The sequence below is a fragment of the Bacillus horti genome (genome assembly GCF_030813115.1).
Lineage (GTDB): Bacteria > Bacillota > Bacilli > Caldalkalibacillales > JCM-10596 > Bacillus_CH > Bacillus_CH horti.
In genome coordinates, this window is sequence record NZ_JAUSTY010000002.1 from 200754 (window position 1) to 221960 (window position 21207).

Sequence of the window (21207 nt, forward strand, 5' to 3'; positions counted from 1 at the left end):
CAACTTTAGTTGCTTAGCGTCACTTGCGCACTTTGTGTGAAAGCTTCCTCTAATGATGGACTAGACGACTTCTTCGAGAGGGCTTCGATAGAAGCTTTTCTTATTTAATGCAACATTCATGTAGTCGATTTATATAGTTATTTAAAGATTTCTGTTGCGTCGGACGGTAATTGATGAACATGCTGAAGATAGAACGTTACATTTTCATCATCTTGATGTGGGTATTCGTACTGAAGCTGACTGGCAACCTCTAGTGCTACTTTTCTAAATAGACGCGTCATAGCAAATAAAGCTCTCCAGGCATCCTCATAGCTACCAGAAGGATAAGTGGACAACAGCTCTTGCCAGAATTCAGCTGTTACATATTTCTCTAAGTACTTACCACTTTTCCCTACATTAATAGAAAAATTTGTTTGAGAACCTACGTTCCATTCTAGCATTCTCATCAGCATTGGACGCATATATGAATGTAGATGGTCTAATGCAAACAATAATTCCTTCCTCCACAACCCTTTTGCTACATAAGTAGAAACCCACCAAAATTCGTTGCAGCAATCAGCAAAATGGGCAGCAGTTGGAGGCTTAACCCAATAATCTTCATCTGTAGGCGCAGGAAGGTCGGGTAGGGAATGGTCTTTATCCAATAAGATGCGAATTAATTTATCATCCTTGACATACTTATCTTTCTCTTCTATAGGGATTAGAATAAGGTCAATTCGATTCCCGTCTTTAAAAAGCATGAGATAGGAAAACCACCCTCCAAGATCAGGGGGGAACAAAGACATATCTTCGGGAGTTTGCATGATAATCGTTTCTCCAAAAACACTAGTCCAATTAGGATCTTGAATAAAGGACTGCATGTCTGTTACTAGATAGACAATATCATAGTCTTGAAAAATGTCTACAGGAGCGTTTGGATTTGTTCTAGATCCGTTCATAGCTACTGCTCGAATTCGGTCATCCTGCTGGGCCACTGTTACTACAAGATCATACATTTCCTTTTCACTTCTCATTTCAGCGTACCTCCATCTATCTTTATTTATCTGCTCTGGCTAAGATCAAGCTACTAGGAGGTCCACGAATTTGGGTAAAGGTTGTAGGGGTATCGACAGGAGGCTATAAGTTGTTAAATCTTTTTTTCAAGAAGCTTTTTCTCCTTTCGTTCTTTTTTCTTAGATAAAGTTCCCTCAATTTGTATTTCTAGTATAATAATGAATAACAGGCTAGCTTATCTGTAGGCTATCATGGAAATGAATGATAGACAATGGTAGGACTTTTTTACCTCAATGGTGTATCCTAAAATTAGGAGAAAATGTAGAGGTGATAATTTGCTAAATCTATTTTTTTATTTGGTAGGCATTGGCTATATTCTTGTACATATTGCTGGTGTAATAGTTTGTTGGAGAATTGGTTTTAGGGGAGGTTTCTATTTCTTTCTTATTTTAAGTATTGTAGAGCTGTATAATAGTATATCACCTTTGTTTATATCTGGATTTATAGATAGTGCTGCTAATAATCTGCCACACAGTATTACTTTTGGTGAATTTGTAGCTTTTATTACTTATGTTCCCATGGGGATTCAAGCTATCGCGTACCTCATTTTAATTATTAGCTTGTATAAGGCATTTACAAATAAAAAGGTATTTAAAAAGAAAGAGGCAAACACTGAGTTTGAATAAAGAACTGATAGAACCTGATTAATTAGACTATAAATAAGCTTGAAGGGAGTAGAACAAATGACAGAGGATTTTTATTGTGAAGAGGTTTTAAGTGGGAAGACAGCCGTTCAAAAGGTATACGAAACAGATCGAGTGTTAGCGTACTACCATACACGTCCCTTTTATGAGGTACATATTGTTGTTTTTCCTAAAGTACATATTGATTCACTTCTGACAATGAGAGTAGAGGATAACGATTTATTAATAGAGTTATTAGAGGTCATTAAACATGTTTCTGCACAGGTTGTAGAAGAGTATGGGGCTTGCCGTGTTCTTACAAATCTTGGAGAGTATCAGGATTCGAAGCATTTACATTGGCATGTCATCCATGGCAAGCAGATAAAAGAGGACGGAGCAAGATAGCGAACGATCTTATAGCTTAAATACTCTCACCAGATGTCTAACAATGACGTCTGGTGTTTGTGTTATGATGATTAAAGCAGTCACAAGGTAGCTTCAAATTTCGGATACATATGTGGAGGAAAAGTGTACGTATGGCACATACTTTTTGGATTTGGCTTTTATTATTAGGTTCTAGCTGGACGGCAGCGATTAATCAGGTACATGAGGATAAAATGATTTTTGCTATGCTGGGATGTGCTATATTTTTCAGCTTATTTTTTGTTGCCCCTTTACTTAGAGAAAAACCTAAAGCTTTAACGGCAGTTCTACTTGGCTGTATGGCTGTCACTGCTATAGCACTATGGCCAGAAAAAACAAATGTTGCTCCTAATTATTACACGCTCTTAATTTATTCTATTCTAGTAGGTAAGGCAGTTTTCCGCCTATCTTCCACATATTCAATAGCTATAGGTTTATGTATGACGGTAATCAGTATATTGCCGACCTTATTAGGCTATCCTAGTTTCCCCCTTTGGTTTTTGCTCATTTATGCTATTGCTTTTGGGTTGGGCTGTGGTATTTATAAATGGATATTTAATGAGTGGGAGCAAAATACATATGAAAAAGATGAGATGTTAAGTGAATACAGGAGATTAAAGCGCTCTAGTGTAGATAGTGAGGAAGTGGTAAGGCAGCAGGAAAGATCTAAAATTGCGAGGGATATGCATGATTCTGTAGGACATAAGCTTACCGCTCTTTTAATGCAGCTTGAGGTATTTCGTATGCAATCTACTGGTGAAACGGCTGAGAGAGCGGAAGCACTTAAGCGCCTTGCAAAGGAAAGCTTAGAGGAAACACGTCACGCCGTAAAGGAGTTAAACGTACAGGAAACGATTGGCTTTCAAGCGATTATCCATTTAATTCGCAAATGGGAATCTGAGAATTTTGTACGCGTACAGTTTTCCTTGCGTCAAGGTGTTCTTACAGCACAGCTCAATAATGAACAATCCGCGGCTATTTATAGGGCTGTGCAGGAGGCTCTAACAAATGCCATTCGCCATAGTTCTTCCAGAGAGATCAATATAGAATTTGAAGCTCCAGGTGGAAGAGCACTATTGTTTAAAATCTCTAATCCTTGTACAAAAAAAGATAATTTTCGAGAGGGCTTCGGACTTTCAGCTATGCGTGAAAGAATGGAACAGCTTGGTGGTCAGTTAGAGATTATATTTGAGGATCGACAATTCACTGTTAAAGGAAGATTACCTTTATAGAGAGGGAGCAGGCATATGATTAGAATACTAATAGCAGAGGATCAGGCAATGGTCAGGCAGGGCTTAAAGATGATGATAGAAACGGATCAAGAGCTTCGGGTGGTTGGTGAAGCAAGTAATGGACAAGAAGCTATTCATTTATGTGAGCGGCTTCAATTTGATCTTGTTGTGATGGATATTCGCATGCCTCAAATGGATGGATTAGAGGCTACACGTATTATCCGTTCTCGTTGGCCAAAGCTAAAGGTATTAATCTTAACTACGTTTAATGATGATGAGTATGCTTTAACTGCGTTACAGAACGGAGCAAATGGGTATATGCTCAAGGATGCAGAGCCAGACCTCTTGATCCGAGCTATTCGTAGCTGTTTAACTGGTGGCTTATCATTGGAAGAAAACGTAGCTGCAAAGGTTATGCCACGATTACTACACGGTAAAGAAAATGAGGAGCAGTTCGAGGTAGACTCATCACTGACTCCTAGAGAGCTAGATATTTGCCGCTTAGTAGGTCTGGGAAAAAGCAATCGAGAGATAGCAGAGGAGCTGTCGTTGTCTATTGGAACGGTAAAGAATCATATTAGTCTAATTTTGGATAAGCTTGAGTTGCGAGATAGGACACAGCTTGCTATTTATGCCATACGTCATCATCTAGTATAAGTAAATGCCTAGTTTAGTCTGTCAATTATTCAACAATAGTTTGAAACAAAGGTTTGATACAAAGTAACATGACTTAAGTCATGGTCTGCTAGAAAAGTTATGACCAAAGACAGTGGGAACACTGTCTTTTTGTCATTATACTTGAGTTATAAAAATGCGAATGAATTAGAGAGGTGACTCAATTGATACTTGAAACGGTTAGCATAGAAAAAAGCTACAAAGGAAAAAAGGTCGTGGATGATGTAAGTATTTACTTAAATAAAGGAGAGTCAGTTGGTTTATTGGGGCCGAATGGAGCCGGAAAATCGACAACTATTTCTATGATTTCTTCCCTAGTAAAACCAAATCATGGTGATATTAAATTAAACGGTAAGAGTATCTTAAAGGACCCTAGAGACATCAGAAGAGTACTTGGTGTTGTTCCACAGGAAATTGCTTTATATGAAGAATTAACAGCTTATGAGAATTTAAGATTTTTTGGACGGTTATATAGATTAAAAGGAAATCAGCTAGAATCTAAAATCCAAGAAACGCTTGAGATGGTTGGATTGAGGGATAGACAGAAGGAATTAATCCGTACTTACTCAGGGGGAATGAAAAGAAGAGTAAATATTGCTGCCGCTCTTTTACATGACCCTCAGCTTATCATTATGGATGAACCTACGGTTGGCATTGATCCTCAATCACGCAATCATATATTAGAAACGGTTCGTCTACTTAATCGAGAAAAAGGAACGACTATTTTATATACAAGTCACTATATGGAAGAGGTAGAGCAACTTTGTAATCGTGTTTATATTATGGACTATGGAAAAATGATTGCTTCGGGACGCAAGGACGAACTGCTCAGAATTCTTTCTGGTGATGACACCGTACATGTACAACTCAACAGCAAAAGCTATGAAATGGCTAAGGAGCTTCGAGGGATTGAGAGCATAAAGCAGGTTGAAGAAACGGAAAAAGGGCTAAAGCTAATCGTAACTAAGCAGAGCTCTATTTTATCCCAAATTGTCCGTGCGGCAGAGCAGTTTAATGTACAAATCAATAGCGTTCATATTGATACGCCTAGCTTGGAGGATGTATTTTTGCATTTGACAGGACGGAAGCTACGGGACTAAAAGGAGGCCAGACCTATGTTTTTTAAAAAAGATATCCTCCTTTTTTGGAGAGATAAAAAAAATATCCTATTTCTTATCGCAGCTCCATTCATTATGATTTTGATTTTAGGTTTTTCGATGAGGGGTATGATGGAAACCTCTACGGCTATAGAACAAATCAGAGCAGCTGTAGTTATAGAGGATCAAGAGGTGGAAGGTAGAGAATAGTTCTACGATAGGCTTGAAGAGCTTGGTGGATCGGTTGAAGAAAAAAACACTCTTAAACAAGCGGCTATATCCTTCTCGCCCCAAGGGCTTATTAGGCAATTATTTGAAGAGGAAGCTGTCGCTGCTCTTGTGCAGCTTGAGGAAATGAATCGTTCGGATGCCCTTGAAGCGTTAGAGGAGGGAGAGATTCAAGCTATCTTAACGATACCAGAGCACTTCACTTCTACTGTCTTAAATAAACTGTTTTTAAATGAAGGGACAACTCCTCCTTTAACTTTAATAGCTGAAAACTCTTCTGCTATGAGCATAGATATTTTACAGGATATCATCGAGATCTTTATGAGAGCTATTAATTTTCAAACGGTACTTAGTCAATCAATGAACGAGGGAGCTGCCTCCCTAGAACAGCTAAATGCACAGCTTCCAAAAGGAGGCATAGAAACGATATACAACGTGGAGCAAGTAAGTTCGTTCCAATACTTCACTTTTGCCATGAGTGTGTTATTTGTCTTATTTGCTGGTGGAGTTGCAGCTGAAAGAGCCAATACGGAAAAACGTGAGCGTGTTTTTGAGCGTATTTTACTAACGGGAAGCAAGCCCCTTCGGTTTTTAGGGGCGAAGCTGGGTTCAACGTTCGTCATTGCTATGTTGCAGCTAGTAGTACTATTTATCCTATGTCATTTTATTTTTCAGCTATTTCCGGGCAGAACGTTTCAGTTTTGGATAGGTTTAGGGGTTATTTTGGCAGCACTTTCTCTTTGTGTAGGAGCGATTGGGGCGTTGCTCACCTCCTTAAATTTCCGTATGCAAAGCCCTGATGCAAGCCGATTGTTTAACTCCATTCTGGTTACGATTATGGCCTTGGCAGGCGGGAGCTTCGGACCAATGTCCATTTTGCCTAACTGGATTACTGTTATAGGGGAGTGGACACCTAATGGCTTATCTCTTTCTATGCTTATGCTCTGGATACAAAGTGAATCATTTTCAGATCTTATAGGACCTCTACTTAAGCTTCTAAGTATATCTCTTATTCTATTACTGGTAGGGTTGAGAATTTTTCCACAAAGGAGGCAAGGCTGATGATACCCGTATTTTTAACACAATGGCTGAAGGAAAGACGCTCTCCTTTACTTGTTCTCATGCTCATGGGACTTGGGATTGCTCTTGCTCTTTTGTTTGCTTCAAATATGGGGGGGAAGTTAGAGGTAAAGGTGTTTACTAATGGGGTGGAAGAAGAGGAAGCGTTAGAGTGGATAAGTATTTTAAATGAGGGCGAGTCTATCGACTTTCAACTAGCAGACGAAGAAAAAGTGATGAAGGACGTACGTGAGGGGCGGTTAGATGTGGCCGTCAAGTTAGTTCAAGGAGATTATAGAATAATTACGGCTAGTGATAATTATAATGTTTATTATGTTGAGCGTTATGTACAAAGAGTAATGGAGGAGGAGGTAAGGCTGCTTGCAGCCATTCATCAAGCTGACAATCCAGAGCTGTTTCGTCTAGAGGTAGAGCAACGTCTTCAACAGCCATTGTTAACATTAGAGACACAAGTGCCAGACGGTAGTGAGAGAGTAAGAGAGCATTATAGTATTCAGCTTTTCTATGCTTTTACCTTGTTTATGAGTATGTTCATTATCGGTTTTAAAGTAAATGCAATTACAGAGGAGAGAGTGGGTGGCATCTGGGAACGGATGATTTTATCACCCGTTCGGAAAATAGAAATCTATTTAGGACATATGCTTTACACATTTATGATAGGCTTTGCTCAGGTATTGGTTGTGTGTCTTTTATTTATCTATATTTTTGGCTTTGATATGGGGGAGCGATTTGGTCTTCAACTCCTCATTATTGTTATTCATACTTTTGCTTGTGTGGCACTAGCCACATTATTTACTGGAGTCTTTAAGACGCCTGAACAATTTGGTTCATTTTTTCCTATTATTGTCCCAATAATGCCCTTGATAAGCGGAGCTTATTGGCCGGAGGGATCGATAAGTAATCCATTTCTGCTTATACTGGCAGAGTTTGTTCCACTTACTCACGCTTTAGATGCTTTAAAAGGAGCTGCATTATACGATTATGGGTGGGTGGAATTAATGCCACCTTTAGTTAAGCTAGTGTTAATGTTTGTCGTTTTTATGGGAGTCGGCATCAATTTAGTAGAGCGTGTTAGAAAGTAAAAATGACTAAAGTCATGGTTTGAATTCAAATAAAATGACTTTTTTCATTATTAAAATTTGTATTGATGTGGCTATAATGGATGAAAGAATGATGATCTGGTTTGAGGAGGAATGGGTAGAAATGATACTGGAAACGGTCGATTTGAAAAAGGAGTTCAATGGGAAGCTAGTTGTAGATGGAGTTAATCTTTACCTGAATGAAGGGGAGTCCGTAGGCTTATTAGGTCCAAACGGTGCGGGGAAATCGACAACCATTTCGATGATATCCTCTTTAGTTAAGCCAACGTCTGGAGATGTTAGGCTTAGTGGTAACAGTATTCTAAAACATCCTGCTGAGCTACGCCGAGTCCTTGGCGTTGTACCTCAGGAAATTGCTTTGTATGAGGACTTGACTGCCTATGAGAACCTAAAGTTTTTTGGACGTATCTATAAGCTTAGGAGCAAGGCATTAGAGAATCGTATTCAAGGAGCATTAGAGCTTGTTGGTTTGCAGGATCGTCAAAAGGAACAGATCAAGCACTATTCTGGAGGAATGAAGCGCCGAATTAACATTGCTGCTGCATTACTACACGAACCGAAGATCGTGATTATGGATGAACCTACAGTGGGAATTGATCCTCAATCCAGAAATCATATTTTAGAAACGGTCCGCTTGTTAAATAGAGAGAAGGGTTTAACGGTCGTTTATACAAGTCATTACATGGAAGAGGTTGAGAATTTATGTGATCGTGTCTATATTATGGATGATGGAAAAGTGATTGCTTCAGGAACTAAGGATGAGCTGAAAAATATTCTAGCTGGTGAAGAGATGTTGACGATTGAAGTAGAGCAAGAAAATCAAAGTTTCGTTGAGCATCTCGGTAAACTGGAAAGTGTGCAGCAGATAAGCGCTCAGGACAAAAAGATTAAAATGATCGTATCTAAAAAAACTGGACTGCTGCCTCAAATTTTTCAGCTTGCTGAGCAGGAGCATGTCACTATCTTACATACACAGCTATATACACCCAGCTTAGAAGATGTTTTCCTACACCTTACGGGCCGAAAACTACGAGATTAGAAGGAGAGGGGCCTGATGGGAACTTTTTTTAAGAAGGATATGATGATTTTCATAAGAGACCGGAAGGAATTTCTAGTCATTCTGTTAATGCCTATTGTTTTAATCATTATCTTAGGATTCTCTCTTAAGGGTTTTATAAGTGGAGAAGAAATCACCTTAAATATTCAGATAGCTCTTGTAAATGAGGATACGGAAGCTGAGGGATTAGAGGCCTTTAAAAAAGAGATAGATGAAGGGCTATATACTGAAGAGGAGAAACTAGGGATTAAGGCTTCAGTGGATGAGCTTAGACCATTTGTTTTACTAGAACAGCTATTTGCCAATGAAACGGTTCGCGATTGGGTGGAGGTTCTAGAAATGGACGCTGAGAGCGCTAGAGTAGCACTGCAGAAAGAAGAGATTACATCCATATTGTTTATTCCTCCAGATTTTACGTATGACACACTAAAAAGAATGATCATGCGTGAGGGAAACGGAGCAAGTTTGTTCATTACAGTTGGGGAGCAATCTCCTCTAAGGGCACAAATTTTCGAAGAGATCATTACAGGATTTGCACGTACTCTTAATTATGATACGGCATTGGGTCAGGCTTTAGGTCTTGAAGCATTTGGAGCGGAAGAGGTTGGAGAGATTGAAGGTGGACTGGAAGCGGTGAATGAACTTGCGCCCCTTTCCTCTATGCAATATTACACGTTATCGATGACGGTTATGTTTGTTTTATTTGTGGCCTCTTCAGCTTCAGGTAAGGCTTTCACCGAGAAACATCAGCATGTGTTTGACAGAATGCTTTTGGCTGGTATTCATCCACTGAGTTACTTGTCAGGAAAGCTCGCATCAGCAGCTTGTATTGTTATAGGGCAAATCGTAATATTGTTTATCAGCTCTCAGTTACTTTTTCAATCTTTTACTGGCCACCCAGTATCATTTTGGCTTGCTATCGCAAGTATTATCAGTGTTTTAGCTTTGTGTGTCGGTGCTTTAACTGCTTTATTAACATCCTTGAACTTCCGCTTAGATAGTCCAAATGCAAGTATATTTTTTGGGAATGCCATGGTAGCTATGATGGCATTTGTAGGAGGAAGCTTTATGCCGGTATCTTCACTTCCTGAATGGTTTGGGATTGTAGCCGGTTGGATTCCGAACGGCTTAGCTTTATCCGCTTTTATGCAGGCCTTTCAAGGAGCAGGATTTGATGTCTTATCTTCTCCTTTGCTCAGACTTCTGATTATTTCCATTGTGTTAGTAGGACTTAGTTTCATCTTGTTCCCGAAAAGGAAGGTGACGTAACGATGATTGCTGTATTTTTGGTTCAGTGCCAGCAGCTTATAAGGAAGCCGGCTATGGTGCTACTTATGTGTATCCTTACGATAATCTTTACCTTTTTCTTAGGAATGAGTGCTAATGAAAAACTGGTTCTCTACGCATTTGGAGCTGAAGAACATGAGGAAGGCTTCGTTGAGGAATGGGTTGAAGCATTAAATCATTCTGAAGCCTATGAGTTTAAGCTAGCGGATGAATTTACAGCTAGACAATCTGTAGCGGAGGGACATGCCGAGCTAGCGGTGATGATTATGGAAAAGGATTACAGAATAGTGGCTGTTGCTGAGAACCCTAACATTGGCTTAATTGATAATTATATTAGGTCTGTTTATACCGAGCAGGTGAAGCTTCTTTCTGCTGAGCAGCAGGCTGAGGATGTACAGCAGTTCAGGGAAAGTGTTGAACAAAACCTCGCCTATCCAGTGCTAAGTGTAGCAACAGAGACAGCTAGACAAGATAACAATGTGGCGAGGGAAGATGGCGACTTTAAATATGATCCTAAGATACAAGCTTTGTTTGGATTCACCTTATTCTTTTCTATTTATACGATTGGAGCTGGCATTAAAAACGTACTAGAAGAGAAGCGTCAAGGAATTTGGGATCGGATGATTCTGTCTAGAGTTAGAAAATCGGGAATGTACTTAGGACATCTTTTCTATAGCCTTTTCATTGGCTTTGGACAAATGCTGCTCATGTTTATGCTGTTTAAGTATGTATTTTCCTTTGAACTGGGGAGTAATTTTATTGGAATCATGCTAATCTTACTGGTTTATACCTTTTCTATTGTAGCCTTATGTCTGCTGCTTACTGGCATAGTGAAGACTCCGCAGCAATTTGATGCTATTATTCCTGTTGTTTCTGTAAGTATGGCTATGCTTGGTGGAGCTTATTGGCCAATTGAGATCGTTACAAGTTCTATTTTACAGGGATTGTCCAAGGTAGTTCCAGTTTACTATGCGATGGAAGGGCTTAAGGGAATTTCACTTTATCAGCATGGTTTTAGTGAGCTGGTCCAGCCCTTAGTTGTGCTATTGCTAATTGGGATAGTATGTATGGGTGTAGGAATTAATTTAATGGAACGTAGACATGTTTAAAGGGTAAGAGGGAATAATAATATAAGTAGGAATGATATGTGCAAAAAAAAAACCGTAGTTCAAGGTTACTTGACTACGGTTTTATCTTTAATCGTTGAGAAACGTATCAATGGCTGAGCGAATACCATGAGATAAAATATGTTCAACATGTTTCTGAATTGTTTCCGGTAGAGCTGGAATTTGGGCTAAGTTCACACCCCAGAACTCTTCGTTACTAAGGAATTCTTGAACTGTGTACTTCAAATCCTGCTGTTCGCCCTGCCATAGCTTTTCAATCGAATGAGTAACCTCAGCACTGTCCCGAATCGGATAAGGAGTATGACTCTCTAGACGTATACCAAACACCTGACCATCTTCAGTTCGCTGTGGACGGTAGAAAGCAAGTAGGGCTGAGAGAGAAAATGTCAATGCCTGTGGTAACGTATCATTCTTTTGAACAAACTCCATAAAAGAAGGTAGAATACGAGTGCGCCATTTAAAAATGGAGTTCAAAGAGATATCTAGTAAGTAATGCTGATTAAAAGGGTTCAAAAATCGTTCAAGAGTAGCGTTTGCAAAGCCTACTTTTTCATCTTCTGGAACGTTTAGTAGAGGTAAGATTTCCTCATAAACTCCTTTACGTATAAATCGAGAGATGTAATTGTCATCCATGGCTTCCTTTACAGTATCAATTCCTGCTAAAAAGGCAGCTGCGAACATCAGGGTATGTGCTCCGTTAAGAATGCGTACCTTTCTTTCTCTAAAAGGAGCAACAGGCTTCCAATGAACATTTAACCCGGCTTCTTGAAAAGGAAGGAGGTCAGCAATATCCTTATTTGCTTCAATAGCGAACAGATGGTAGGGCTCACTAACAGTCAAAAGAATATCCTCATAACCTAGCTCCTCGTTAAATTTCTCAATAGAATCCTTAGGAAAGCCAGTCACAATCCGGTCGACTAAGGTGTTACAGAATAGGTTATGCTCCTGCACCCAAGCTGTAAATGCCTCTGGTAGATTCCAATCCTTTGAAATTTGCAGGACGATTTCCTGTAAGTGATCGCCATTATTATCTATAAGCTCACAAGGGATAATAATCATCCCTGCCTCAGCTGAAGCTTCAAAGAACGTGTACCTATGGAATAAAAATGCTGTAACCTTGCCAGGGAAGGATAAGGGAGATATGTTCTCTTGGAAGTCTTCTCTTAAGTAGGTTAATCCCGCCTCAGTGGTATTGGAGAACATAAAACGAATGTCTCTATTCTCCGCTACTTTGAGCACGTCCTGCCAATCGGAATAAGGATTGATACCACGACTTATCGAAGTAATCACTTCTCTTCTATCTACTTCTATTCCAGCCTCTACTCCTCTTTGCGCTAACGTATATAGTCCATCCTGAGCATTAAGCTTGGGGACAACCTTGCCCCTTGGAGTAGGCTGAACGGCAACTATAGAGCCGTTAAACAGCCCCTTTTTATTAAGCTCATGAATCATCCAATCGATAAATCCTCGCAAAAAATTTCCTTCACCAATCTGAATAACGCGCTCTGGAAGCTCTCTTTCTACTTGCTGCCTAGCCTGTTCTACGATTTCAGATTTTTGCTGCTGCAAAAGTGTTTTTGATAGCTGTTCCATCCAAATATCCCCCCGACCTCAATAATTGAACTAAACTCATCTTTTACAGGGTAACTCCATCTTTAAATATGGCAATTTCCTTAAAGCCATACTGCTCATTGTTTGTCTTTTTCTCTCCTGAAGCGATTTGTATAAGGTAGTTGAAAAAGTCCTGTTTAACATCGTCCATATTTGCTCCATCAACTAGCTGTCCAGCGTTGTAATCGATCCAGTTTTTTTTCTTTTCGGCTAAAGGTGTGTTTGTCGAGATTTTTACTGTCGGTACTGGCCCCCCGAACGGAGTCCCTCTACCGGTTGTAAAAAGCACAATATGAGCACCAGCGGCAGCTAGATTAGTAACAGAAACTAAATCATTTCCTGGTCCTTGAACAATACTTAGCCCTTTTTTTGTCACCTTAGAGGCGTAAGGAAGAACATCAACTACTGGAGCAAAGCCACCTTTTTGAACACAACCTAATGATTTTTCCTCTAGTGTAGTAATACCACCTTTTTTATTACCTGGTGATGGATTTTCATAAACGGGCTGATCATAACGGATAAAATACTCTTTAAAGCCATTAACCACATCTACTAGGTCAGTAAAAACCTGCTCACTTGCTACACGATCCATGAGGATGGTTTCTGCTCCAAACATTTCTGGAACTTCGGTCAGGATTGTTGAACCCCCTTCAGTGATCAGCATATCGGAAAATGCCCCTACTAAGGGATTAGCCGTAATACCTGAAAAACCGTCAGATCCTCCACACTTAAGTCCGATTTTTAACTCTGATACTGGGATAGGCTCTCTTTTAAATGTCGCCGCGTAGTCAACTAGATCCTCTAACAATTCAAGTCCTTCTTCAAGCTCGTCCTGTACATCCTGTACAGCCATAAACTTCACTCGATTTTCGTCAATTTCCGGTAGGACCTGTTTAAATGCTTCAATAAAATTGTTTTCACAGCCTAAGCCTAGAACAAGTACAGCTGCCGCATTTGGATGATCTACTAGACGGCTTAGGACCTTTTGTGTATAGCTTAAGTCATCCCCTAATTGTGAGCAACCAAGTGGGTGAGGGAAGTGATAGATTCCGTCGATTTCTTCTTGCTTAAAAGAATCATTTCCCATCTTCGCTAACAGCTCAGCTGTCTTATTAATACAACCAACAGTATTAATAATCCAGACCTCGTTACGAATACCTACTTCACCATTATGCCGCTTATAGCCTTGAAAGGTTAGGTTTGTTGGAGAGATAGCAAATTCCTTTTTTTGACCTTGATACTCGTAATCTAGTGTACCAGATAGCTTAGTTACTACATTGTCGGTATGCACCCAGTCCCCGGCTTTTATAGCTTTGCTAGCTTTCCCAATAGGAAAGCCGTATTTTATGATATCCTGTCCTTCTTCAATATCTTCAATGGCTACCTTATGCCCTGAAGGGATATCTGTAGTTAACATGACTGCTTTATCTAGAAAGTCCAAGTGTAGGGAGTCATTCGCTGATAATTCCTTTAAGCTTACAATTACATTGTCATTCGGATGAACCTGAATAAATTGAGTAGACATTATAAACCTCCTTATTATTTAAAAATATCGCTCCTGCTCACATGGATTGGCTGCCTATGATTTAAGAGAATAGGGAAGGGAGCCAGAGTGAGATCGCAGGGAAGTAAGCAATAAGCAGGATAGCAATAATTAACACAATCCAGAAAGGCCATACTTCTTTAATAAAGTCTTCAATTTTTACCTTGGTAATAGCCGATGTAGTGAACATAATGGTTCCAATTGGAGGTGTTATCGTACCGACACTAAGGCATAAGATAAAAAAGAGACCAAAATGAACGGGATCAATACCAAACGTATTAATCATTGGCATGAATATAGGTGTTAGGATTATTAATAGCACGTTTCCTTCAATAAACATACCAACTACTAGTAAGAAAATCATAATTACAAATAGGAATAAAGCTGGACTTTCAATAAAGCCAGTAACTGTGGCCGTTAACTGCTGCGGAATTTGCTCAAGCGTTAGAATCCAACCGAACGCTGTCCCTGCTGCGATAATAATCATGATTGTAGCTGTAAGGTTTACAGATTCCTTTAGCGCTTCGATGAGTTGATTTCCTTTCATTTTTCGATAGACAAAGAATCCTAGAAAAAGAGCATAGATGATGGCAATGGCCCCAGCTTCAGTAGGGCTAAACACCCCGAAGCGAATTCCTCCGATAATGATAATTGGTAAAAAGATAGCAAATGCTGCATCCTTTGAAGCAATAAGCATTTCCTTTGGTTTTGCTGCTTTTTTTACTTCTGTTTCAAAGCCTCTTTTCTTAGCTATAAAGTGTACTAGGATTAAGAAGATAACCGCTAGCAGTAGTGCTGGTACTATTCCTGCTAGAAAGAGGTTCCCGATAGAGACATTCCCTATATACCCATACATAATTAATGCAATACCCGGCGGAATTATGGGTGTTATAAGAGATGTTGCCGCTGTTAAAGCGGTTGAAAACGCTGGTGGATAGCCTCGCTTTGTCATTTGCGGGACCAAAACTTTAGACTGCATTGCTGCATCAGCAATATTTGATCCTGATAATCCACCCATAAGGACACTAAGCAATACGTTTACCTTTGCTAAGCCTCCGCGCATATGACCAGTGATCACATGAGCAAAATTAAGCATTCTTTCTGTGATTCCTGTGTAATTCATTAGAATACCAGCTGTGATGAAGAAAACGATAGCTAGTAAAGGAAAGGATTCAACACCACTCATCATTCTTTGAATGAGTATTTCATGAGTAAAGCTATCATTCATAATAAAGTAATAGGCACAGCTAGCAATGATGGCGTAAGCTACTGGAACATTCAGTAGGATAAGCAAAAACATGATGATAAGAGTTATAGTTAAGTCCATTCCTATTCCAGTCCTCTCTCTTGATGAATGTAAGCTCTGTCTTTTCTAATGAACACTCTACTCAAGTGGTAAACTGCAAGAAGTGACCCTAAGGGTACAGCCATATTTATGAATGTATAGCTAATTCCTAATACAGGTGTCACCTTTGCTACACCATGAATAGCAAACCCCATTCCCCAATAAACAAAAACAACAACTGTTGTAGCAAAAATGATGACCAATCGTAGGGTCTGAGTAATATGGTATATTCGAGCAGGCAGCTTTCGTACAAAGTAGTCAATTCCAACATGAGAGTTATGCTTAATTCCAGAGCTTATTCCGATAAAAGTGAGCCAGATAAACAAACCAAGGCTTACTTCCTCTGTCCAAGTAATAGGATTGTTTAATACGAATCTAAAAATAACGTTGGAGCTAATAAGAATAATAATACCGGATAGAGCAATGACAGCTAGATAATCGTCCATATTATGAATTAAACGTTTCACAAGATCACCTTCATTTCATTTTTTACATCATGTGGACTTGTTGAACAGCCCAATTTTTCTGAGGACTATTCTCGTGCTTCGAGCAGTTCTTGAATTGTTTCCTGTAAGTCAGGACTCCATTCTGGAATTCGATTAAAGATATCCTTTGCTCTTTCTCTAAAAGGTTCTGTATCAATTTCATTGATAACAATTCCTTGAGCCCTAAAATCATCGAGCACCTTTTGTTCTTCTTCAACCACAATTTGTTGTTCAAATTCACCAGCTTCATTTCCAGTAGCTTTTAAAATTTCTAGAAGGTCTGGTGGTAGGGTTTCTATAAAGTCATTTCCAGCAACCCAAGGGCTAATGATTTTCGTATGACTTGTTAACGCTAAATATTTTGCCACCTCATGTGTCTTCGAACCTGACAGAACAGGAAGTGGGTTTTCGGCACCATCAATAACACCTTGTTGGAGAGAAGCATACATATCTGATAGAGGAAGCGGAGTTGGCGATGCTCCTAGCACTCTAAATGTTTGAATGTACATTTGATTATTAGGCACACGTATTTTCATCCCTCTAAGATCCTCTGGTGTCAGTACCTCTCTAGTTGTCATAAGATGACGCTCTCCATATAGTGTATTGGTATTTACAATTTCAAAGCCTTGCTCTTTTAAATCCTCCTCTAGAGAAGCAAACCAATCTGTTGTTGTTAAATAAAACAAATCATTCACGTCTTCCACTAAATAAGGAGCTGTCAATACACCTAAATCAGGGACAAAATTCATCAAGAAATCATACCCCGTAAAAATAATAACATTACTTCCGAATAGGGCTTGCTCTACAACATCGGCCTCTGATCCAAGCTGTGAACTTGGATACAAGCGAATATCTAATCGTCCATCACTTTGTTCTTCAGCTAATTCCTTCCATTTTCGAGCCATTTGGTCTACTGGTTCACCCGGTTGATTTCCATAGGCAATATTTACAGTGTAGACCTTATCTGGATCAGCTGCACTGTTTGTGGGAGAACAAGCTGTTCCTACAATGAGTAAGACTACAAACAGCAAAAATAAATAGCTTTTTTTCCATTTATTCATTTGACTCAGTCCTTACTTTATTAGTGTGTTTAATGCATCTTCAGATGATGTGTTAGCGTTTTCAATTGACAACTAAGAGATCATACAATTTCTTCATTAAGCTAAAAGTATAAATATTTAATAGCCGGTGCTTCTTTTATAATAGTGTGGGTAGAGAGGTAGAAGAGAATGCATAAACCAACTTCTACTCCCACAAATATTTACTAAACTTCTACCATGGCTTTGATCACTTTAGATTCTGGCAGCAGCCAATCCTCAAAAACGTTAATTAACTCATCAAAACTAGAGCGATGTGTAATGTATTGATTTAGGGGAATTTGTCCTTTTTTTAGTACGCTTAGCACATAATCAAAATCCTCCATTGTTGCATTTCGACTTCCCATTAAGGTCATTTCTCTTTTATGAAATTCAGGATCATCAAACTGGATAGGTCCCTTGACCAGCCCAACGTATATGAGCTTTCCACCATGGGCAACATAATTAAAAGCCTGAGTCATGGAATGTACATTCCCCGTAGCGTCAAACACCGTTGTTGGAAAGTCACCAGACGTTTGCTTAGAAAGGTTTTCAAGCGGCTCGTGGAGAGCATGAACAATGTCATCAACCTTTGCCCAGCTTTTACAAAAAGCTAATCGTTCGTCATTTACATCCATAGCAATAACATGGGCACCTTGTTCTTTGGCGAAAGCCATAACTCCTAGTCCTATCGGTCCAGCACCAATCACTAATATTTTCTCTCCTGGTGTAATTTCTGCTCTTCTTACAGCGTGAGCACCAATAGCGAGAGGCTCAATAATAGCCGCGTGATCAAAGGAAAGATCATTGGTTTCAATTAATTGATTAATCGGTACGGCTAGAAGCTCGCGCATTCCTCCATCTACATGGACACCAAGCACATTAATAGAGGTACAGCAATTTGCTTTCCCATTTCGGCAAGCAATGCAGGTTCCACAGCTTAAGTATGGAACAATACTGACCTGATCTCCTACCTTTAAACCTTTTGGATTATCTGCAATTTGTTCAATCACGCCTGATAGCTCATGTCCAAGCACTCTTGGATACTGAAAGAAGGGCTGATTCCCCCGATAAGCGTGTAGGTCGGTTCCACAGATACCAATTCTTTTTATTCGGATAAGCGCTTGATCCTCATTTATTGAAGGCGCTTTCTCATTCGTCATAATAAACTGATTAGGTTCTTTACAAACAATGCTTTTCACTTTTTTCCTCCTCGTACGATTTCTCTCCAGATGGCTTAGTTCATTTTATCACCATAAATAAGATATAAATATTGCGTATTTTGCTTTATATATACCCTTTTTTGATATACTATTGAAATATTGAGATTTTAGTATGATTATAAGAGGTGTTCGCCATTGGAGCCAGTTCGTAAAACATTTGATTCGGAGCATGAATTCCCCTTTTTTTTAGCCTATAAGGATACGAAAACTCCTAACCATGAATTACCAGATCACTTACATGATTGGTATGAAATTGTGTATGTGTATCAAGGTAAAGGGACATTCTTTATTGATCAGCAGCTCTTTCAAGCTGAGCAGGGGGATATTATTATTATTCCGGGAAATACGATTCATAGAGCTGTGCCTGCAGCAGAAAATTTAATTACTTCAACAGCTATTTTCTTCAGCCCTGTTCTACTCCAGCGATCTGTTTTTTGGGATTGGGCTTCCTTTCTTAGACTATTTCATGAGGCCAGAGTAAAGAAAAATTATAGGTATCATCTTGATGAACGTGACTGTGTACAGTTAGAGGATTATCTTGACCAGCTCAGGGACGAGCAGCAAAAGGAAAAGGTTGATCAGAAGCAAGCAATCGCACTTCTTTTACAGCTTGTCCTTGTATTCCTAAATAGACATTGCTTAAATAAAGAAATGACTGTGAGAGGTAGTACGGCGATTGGCCCAACATGGATAAATGAGACGTTAGATTACATTGAACAGCGTTTGGAAGGTGAGCTAGAGCTTACAGAGTTAGCTAAGCAAGCAGCGGTTTCTACAGCCCACTTTAGCAGAGTTTTCAAAGAGCTGATAGGTATGAATGTAACGGAATATATCACGACCAAAAGAATGATTCGTGCTAAGAATTTGTTAGCAACAACACAGGAAAACATTGCTTTAATTGCTGAAAAGTGTGGGTATAACAGTATGCCTCATTTTTATCGAACCTTTAAGAGAATGACAGGTCGAACTCCTTCTGAATATCGAAATAGCTCAGAGCATTGAGCAAATTAGCAGGTAGGGTGTTTCTACCTTATTGATCTCCAAGTCTAAATCAGCTACAATAGATAGGTCGGTATTGATAATCATTCTCATGAGAATGATTGAAAGATTAAACTAATTTCATCGAGTGCTTGGAGAGCAAGTACATATTGACAACAACTTGATAGAAGAGAGTGAGAGCATGAAATGATTAAACGATTTTTTTCCTATTATTTGCCCTACAAAAAACTATTTCTATTAGATTTTGGTTGTGCCGTTATTGTTGGGTTGCTAGAGTTGATCTTTCCTATTGCGGTGAACCTGTTTATTGATAAGCTTCTTCCTAGTGGAGATTGGTCTATAATTTTCGTAGCGTGTGCCATTTTATTAGGGATATATATGCTAAATTCAGTACTTTTGTTTGTCGTCGATTATTGGGGGCATAAGCTAGGAATTAATATTGAAACGGATATGAGGAATAAGCTTTTTAATCACCTACAAAAGCTGTCCTTTAGATTTTTCGATAATAACAAGACGGGTCGTCTGATGTCACGGATGTCTAATGATCTAATGAACCTAGGAGAGATTGCTCATCATGGACCAGAGGATTTATTTATTGCTGTGATGACTCTGTTAGGAGCATTTGGTGTCATGCTTTATCTCAATGTACAGCTTGCTTTACTAACAGTTATCATTATTCCTTTCCTTCTTGTCATTACACTGTTCTTCCACAAGAGGATGACTGGTGCATTCAAAAACATGTTCTCTGACATTGCAGATTTCAATTCTCGTGTTGAAAATAATATCGGTGGTATCCGTGTTGTTCAAGCGTTCGGAAATGAAGAGCATGAGAAAAAGCAGTTTGCTGTAGATAACGGACGCTTTCGCTTATCTAAGCTAGGTTCGTATAAAATTATGGCTATGAATTCTTCTATTAGTTACATGCTTATGCGTCTGGTAGTTTTGTTTGTGTTGGTTTGTGGGACTTGGTTTGTCATCGAAGGGTCAATGACTGCAGGAGAGTTTGTTGGTTTTATCCTAGTAACCAATATCCTATTTAGACCAATTGAAAAAATAAATGCTGTCATTGAACTATATCCGAAAGGGATTGCTGGCTTTAAGAACTACACAGAGCTACTTGATACAGAGCCAGATGTGGTTGATGCTCCTGATGCTAAAAGCTTAGATCAAGTACAAGGTGAAATTCATTACCAAGGAGTAACATTTGGATATGAAGGGAAAGACAAGGTGCTTCGAAATATAGACCTATCTATTCGTCCTGGGGAAACTGTTGCTTTTGTTGGACCATCAGGTGCAGGAAAAACAACCTTATGTAGTCTTCTACCAAGATTCTATGATGTAGATGAAGGAAGCATTAAGGTGGATGGATTAGATATTCGTCAGATTAAGTTAGCTTCATTACGTAAGCAAATAGGAATTGTTCAGCAGGATGTGTTTTTATTCTCAGGAACATTAAGAGAAAATATTGCGTATGGAGATTTAAGTGCTTCGAACGAGGCTATTCTCGAAGCAGCGAAGAAAGCCCAATTAGAGGAAGTCATCAATAATCTCCCTGAAGGTCTTGAAACGATTATAGGGGAGAGAGGAGTGAAGCTATCTGGAGGCCAAAAGCAACGCTTAGCGATTGCCAGAATGTTTCTGAAAAACCCTCCTATTCTTATTCTGGATGAGGCTACGTCGGCTTTAGATACAGAAACGGAAAAGGCTATTCAGCAATCATTAGCTGAATTATCTGAGGGAAGAACGACTCTTGTGATTGCCCATAGACTTGCCACAATAAAAAATGCAGACCGTATTGTGGTCATTACTAAAGATGGTATTGTTGAAGAAGGGAAGCATGATGATCTTTTAGCGGCTGGAGGCTTCTATAGTCGTTTACATTACGCTCAATTCAGTGAGGATAGTCCTATTTATAAATAAGTGGGAAAAAGATTAAACATTAA

General features: G+C 39.2%; 20 protein-coding genes. 13 read left to right on the forward strand and 7 right to left on the reverse strand.

Features of this window, described 5'->3' with window-relative positions:
• Nucleotides 1–137 precede the first annotated feature (137 nt).
• The gene (locus tag J2S11_RS03025; protein WP_307390751.1) at nt 138–1013 is read right to left on the reverse strand and encodes an aminoglycoside 6-adenylyltransferase; all 876 of its coding nucleotides are present in this window, start codon (nt 1011–1013) and stop codon (nt 138–140) included.
• Nucleotides 1014–1328: 315 nt separating this feature from the next.
• On the opposite strand from J2S11_RS03025, the gene J2S11_RS03030 reads away from it, so the two are divergent.
• The 11 genes from J2S11_RS03030 (at nt 1329) to J2S11_RS03080 (ending at nt 10964) form a co-directional block, all read left to right on the forward strand.
• Nucleotides 1329–1679 (forward strand): hypothetical protein, encoded by a 351-nt coding sequence (locus J2S11_RS03030; protein ID WP_307390754.1) that lies wholly within the window; start codon nt 1329–1331, stop codon nt 1677–1679.
• Between the two features lie 57 nt (nt 1680–1736).
• The gene (locus tag J2S11_RS03035; protein WP_307390756.1) at nt 1737–2081 is read left to right on the forward strand and encodes an HIT family protein; all 345 of its coding nucleotides are present in this window, start codon (nt 1737–1739) and stop codon (nt 2079–2081) included.
• Nucleotides 2082–2212: 131 nt separating this feature from the next.
• Nucleotides 2213–3331: a sensor histidine kinase gene (locus tag J2S11_RS03040; RefSeq protein ID WP_307390759.1), complete on the forward strand. Its 1119-nt coding sequence runs from the start codon at nt 2213–2215 to the stop codon at nt 3329–3331.
• Between the two features lie 15 nt (nt 3332–3346).
• Nucleotides 3347–3988, forward strand: coding sequence for a response regulator transcription factor (locus J2S11_RS03045; protein WP_307390761.1), 642 nt, complete (start codon nt 3347–3349; stop codon nt 3986–3988).
• A gap of 185 nt (nt 3989–4173) precedes the next feature.
• The gene (locus J2S11_RS03050; RefSeq protein WP_307391080.1) at nt 4174–5106 is read left to right on the forward strand and encodes an ABC transporter ATP-binding protein; all 933 of its coding nucleotides are present in this window, start codon (nt 4174–4176) and stop codon (nt 5104–5106) included.
• Between the two features lie 15 nt (nt 5107–5121).
• Entirely contained in the window at nt 5122–5313 is a 192-nt protein-coding gene (locus J2S11_RS03055; protein WP_307390763.1) for a YhgE/Pip domain-containing protein, read from the forward strand.
• Between the two features lie 90 nt (nt 5314–5403).
• Nucleotides 5404–6393 (forward strand): ABC transporter permease, encoded by a 990-nt coding sequence (locus J2S11_RS03060; RefSeq protein ID WP_307391082.1) that lies wholly within the window; start codon nt 5404–5406, stop codon nt 6391–6393.
• Nucleotides 6393–7493 (forward strand): ABC transporter permease, encoded by a 1101-nt coding sequence (locus tag J2S11_RS03065; protein ID WP_307390766.1) that lies wholly within the window; start codon nt 6393–6395, stop codon nt 7491–7493. The genes J2S11_RS03060 and J2S11_RS03065 overlap by 1 nt, the downstream gene beginning before the upstream one ends.
• Nucleotides 7494–7617: 124 nt before the next feature.
• A complete protein-coding gene (locus J2S11_RS03070) occupies nt 7618–8550 on the forward strand; it encodes an ABC transporter ATP-binding protein (protein ID WP_307391084.1) in 933 nt (310 codons plus the stop codon).
• Between the two features lie 15 nt (nt 8551–8565).
• Entirely contained in the window at nt 8566–9837 is a 1272-nt protein-coding gene (locus J2S11_RS03075) for an ABC transporter permease (RefSeq protein WP_307390769.1), read from the forward strand.
• 2 nt (nt 9838–9839) lie between these two features.
• Nucleotides 9840–10964 (forward strand): ABC transporter permease, encoded by a 1125-nt coding sequence (locus J2S11_RS03080; protein WP_307390771.1) that lies wholly within the window; start codon nt 9840–9842, stop codon nt 10962–10964.
• Nucleotides 10965–11051: 87 nt separating this feature from the next.
• On the opposite strand, the gene J2S11_RS03085 is transcribed toward J2S11_RS03080, so the two are convergent.
• The 6 genes from J2S11_RS03085 to J2S11_RS03110 form a co-directional block, all read right to left on the reverse strand.
• Entirely contained in the window at nt 11052–12575 is a 1524-nt protein-coding gene (locus tag J2S11_RS03085; protein WP_307390774.1) for a tagaturonate reductase, read from the reverse strand.
• Between the two features lie 43 nt (nt 12576–12618).
• Nucleotides 12619–14118: a UxaA family hydrolase gene (locus J2S11_RS03090; RefSeq protein ID WP_307390777.1), complete on the reverse strand. Its 1500-nt coding sequence runs from the start codon at nt 14116–14118 to the stop codon at nt 12619–12621.
• Between the two features lie 61 nt (nt 14119–14179).
• Nucleotides 14180–15463, reverse strand: coding sequence for a TRAP transporter large permease (locus tag J2S11_RS03095; protein ID WP_307390780.1), 1284 nt, complete (start codon nt 15461–15463; stop codon nt 14180–14182).
• A gap of 2 nt (nt 15464–15465) precedes the next feature.
• Nucleotides 15466–15948 (reverse strand): TRAP transporter small permease, encoded by a 483-nt coding sequence (locus J2S11_RS03100; protein ID WP_307390782.1) that lies wholly within the window; start codon nt 15946–15948, stop codon nt 15466–15468.
• A 65-nt stretch (nt 15949–16013) separates the two neighbouring features.
• Nucleotides 16014–17027, reverse strand: a complete 1014-nt coding sequence (locus J2S11_RS03105; RefSeq protein ID WP_307390785.1) for a C4-dicarboxylate TRAP transporter substrate-binding protein — start codon at nt 17025–17027, stop codon at nt 16014–16016.
• Between the two features lie 203 nt (nt 17028–17230).
• On the reverse strand, nt 17231–18244 hold the full coding sequence (locus J2S11_RS03110; RefSeq protein WP_307390787.1) for a zinc-binding alcohol dehydrogenase family protein: 1014 nt from the start codon (nt 18242–18244) through the stop codon (nt 17231–17233).
• Between the two features lie 156 nt (nt 18245–18400).
• Here J2S11_RS03110 and J2S11_RS03115 point away from each other — a divergent pair, with 156 nt between their 5' ends.
• Together J2S11_RS03115 and J2S11_RS03120 are read left to right on the forward strand one after the other, a co-directional pair.
• Nucleotides 18401–19267, forward strand: a complete 867-nt coding sequence (locus J2S11_RS03115; RefSeq protein ID WP_307390788.1) for an AraC family transcriptional regulator — start codon at nt 18401–18403, stop codon at nt 19265–19267.
• 183 nt (nt 19268–19450) lie between these two features.
• On the forward strand, nt 19451–21184 hold the full coding sequence (locus J2S11_RS03120) for an ABC transporter ATP-binding protein (protein ID WP_307390789.1): 1734 nt from the start codon (nt 19451–19453) through the stop codon (nt 21182–21184).
• Nucleotides 21185–21207 lie beyond the last annotated feature (23 nt).

Bases quoted from the DNA above. Each gene is read 5' to 3' on its own strand.
- J2S11_RS03025 (WP_307390751.1), bottom strand. From the start codon at position 1,013: ATGAGAAGTGAAAAGGAAATGTATGATCTTGTAGTAACAGTGGCCCAG.
- J2S11_RS03035 (WP_307390756.1), top strand. From the start codon at position 1,737: ATGACAGAGGATTTTTATTGTGAAGAGGTTTTAAGTGGGAAGACAGCC.
- J2S11_RS03040 (WP_307390759.1), top strand. From the start codon at position 2,213: ATGGCACATACTTTTTGGATTTGGCTTTTATTATTAGGTTCTAGCTGG.
- J2S11_RS03045 (WP_307390761.1), top strand. From the start codon at position 3,347: ATGATTAGAATACTAATAGCAGAGGATCAGGCAATGGTCAGGCAGGGC.
- J2S11_RS03055 (WP_307390763.1), top strand. From the start codon at position 5,122: ATGTTTTTTAAAAAAGATATCCTCCTTTTTTGGAGAGATAAAAAAAAT.
- J2S11_RS03065 (WP_307390766.1), top strand. From the start codon at position 6,393: ATGATACCCGTATTTTTAACACAATGGCTGAAGGAAAGACGCTCTCCT.
- J2S11_RS03075 (WP_307390769.1), top strand. From the start codon at position 8,566: ATGGGAACTTTTTTTAAGAAGGATATGATGATTTTCATAAGAGACCGG.
- J2S11_RS03080 (WP_307390771.1), top strand. From the start codon at position 9,840: ATGATTGCTGTATTTTTGGTTCAGTGCCAGCAGCTTATAAGGAAGCCG.
- J2S11_RS03085 (WP_307390774.1), bottom strand. From the start codon at position 12,575: ATGGAACAGCTATCAAAAACACTTTTGCAGCAGCAAAAATCTGAAATC.
- J2S11_RS03090 (WP_307390777.1), bottom strand. From the start codon at position 14,118: ATGTCTACTCAATTTATTCAGGTTCATCCGAATGACAATGTAATTGTA.
- J2S11_RS03095 (WP_307390780.1), bottom strand. From the start codon at position 15,463: ATGGACTTAACTATAACTCTTATCATCATGTTTTTGCTTATCCTACTG.
- J2S11_RS03105 (WP_307390785.1), bottom strand. From the start codon at position 17,027: ATGAATAAATGGAAAAAAAGCTATTTATTTTTGCTGTTTGTAGTCTTA.
- J2S11_RS03120 (WP_307390789.1), top strand. From the start codon at position 19,451: ATGATTAAACGATTTTTTTCCTATTATTTGCCCTACAAAAAACTATTT.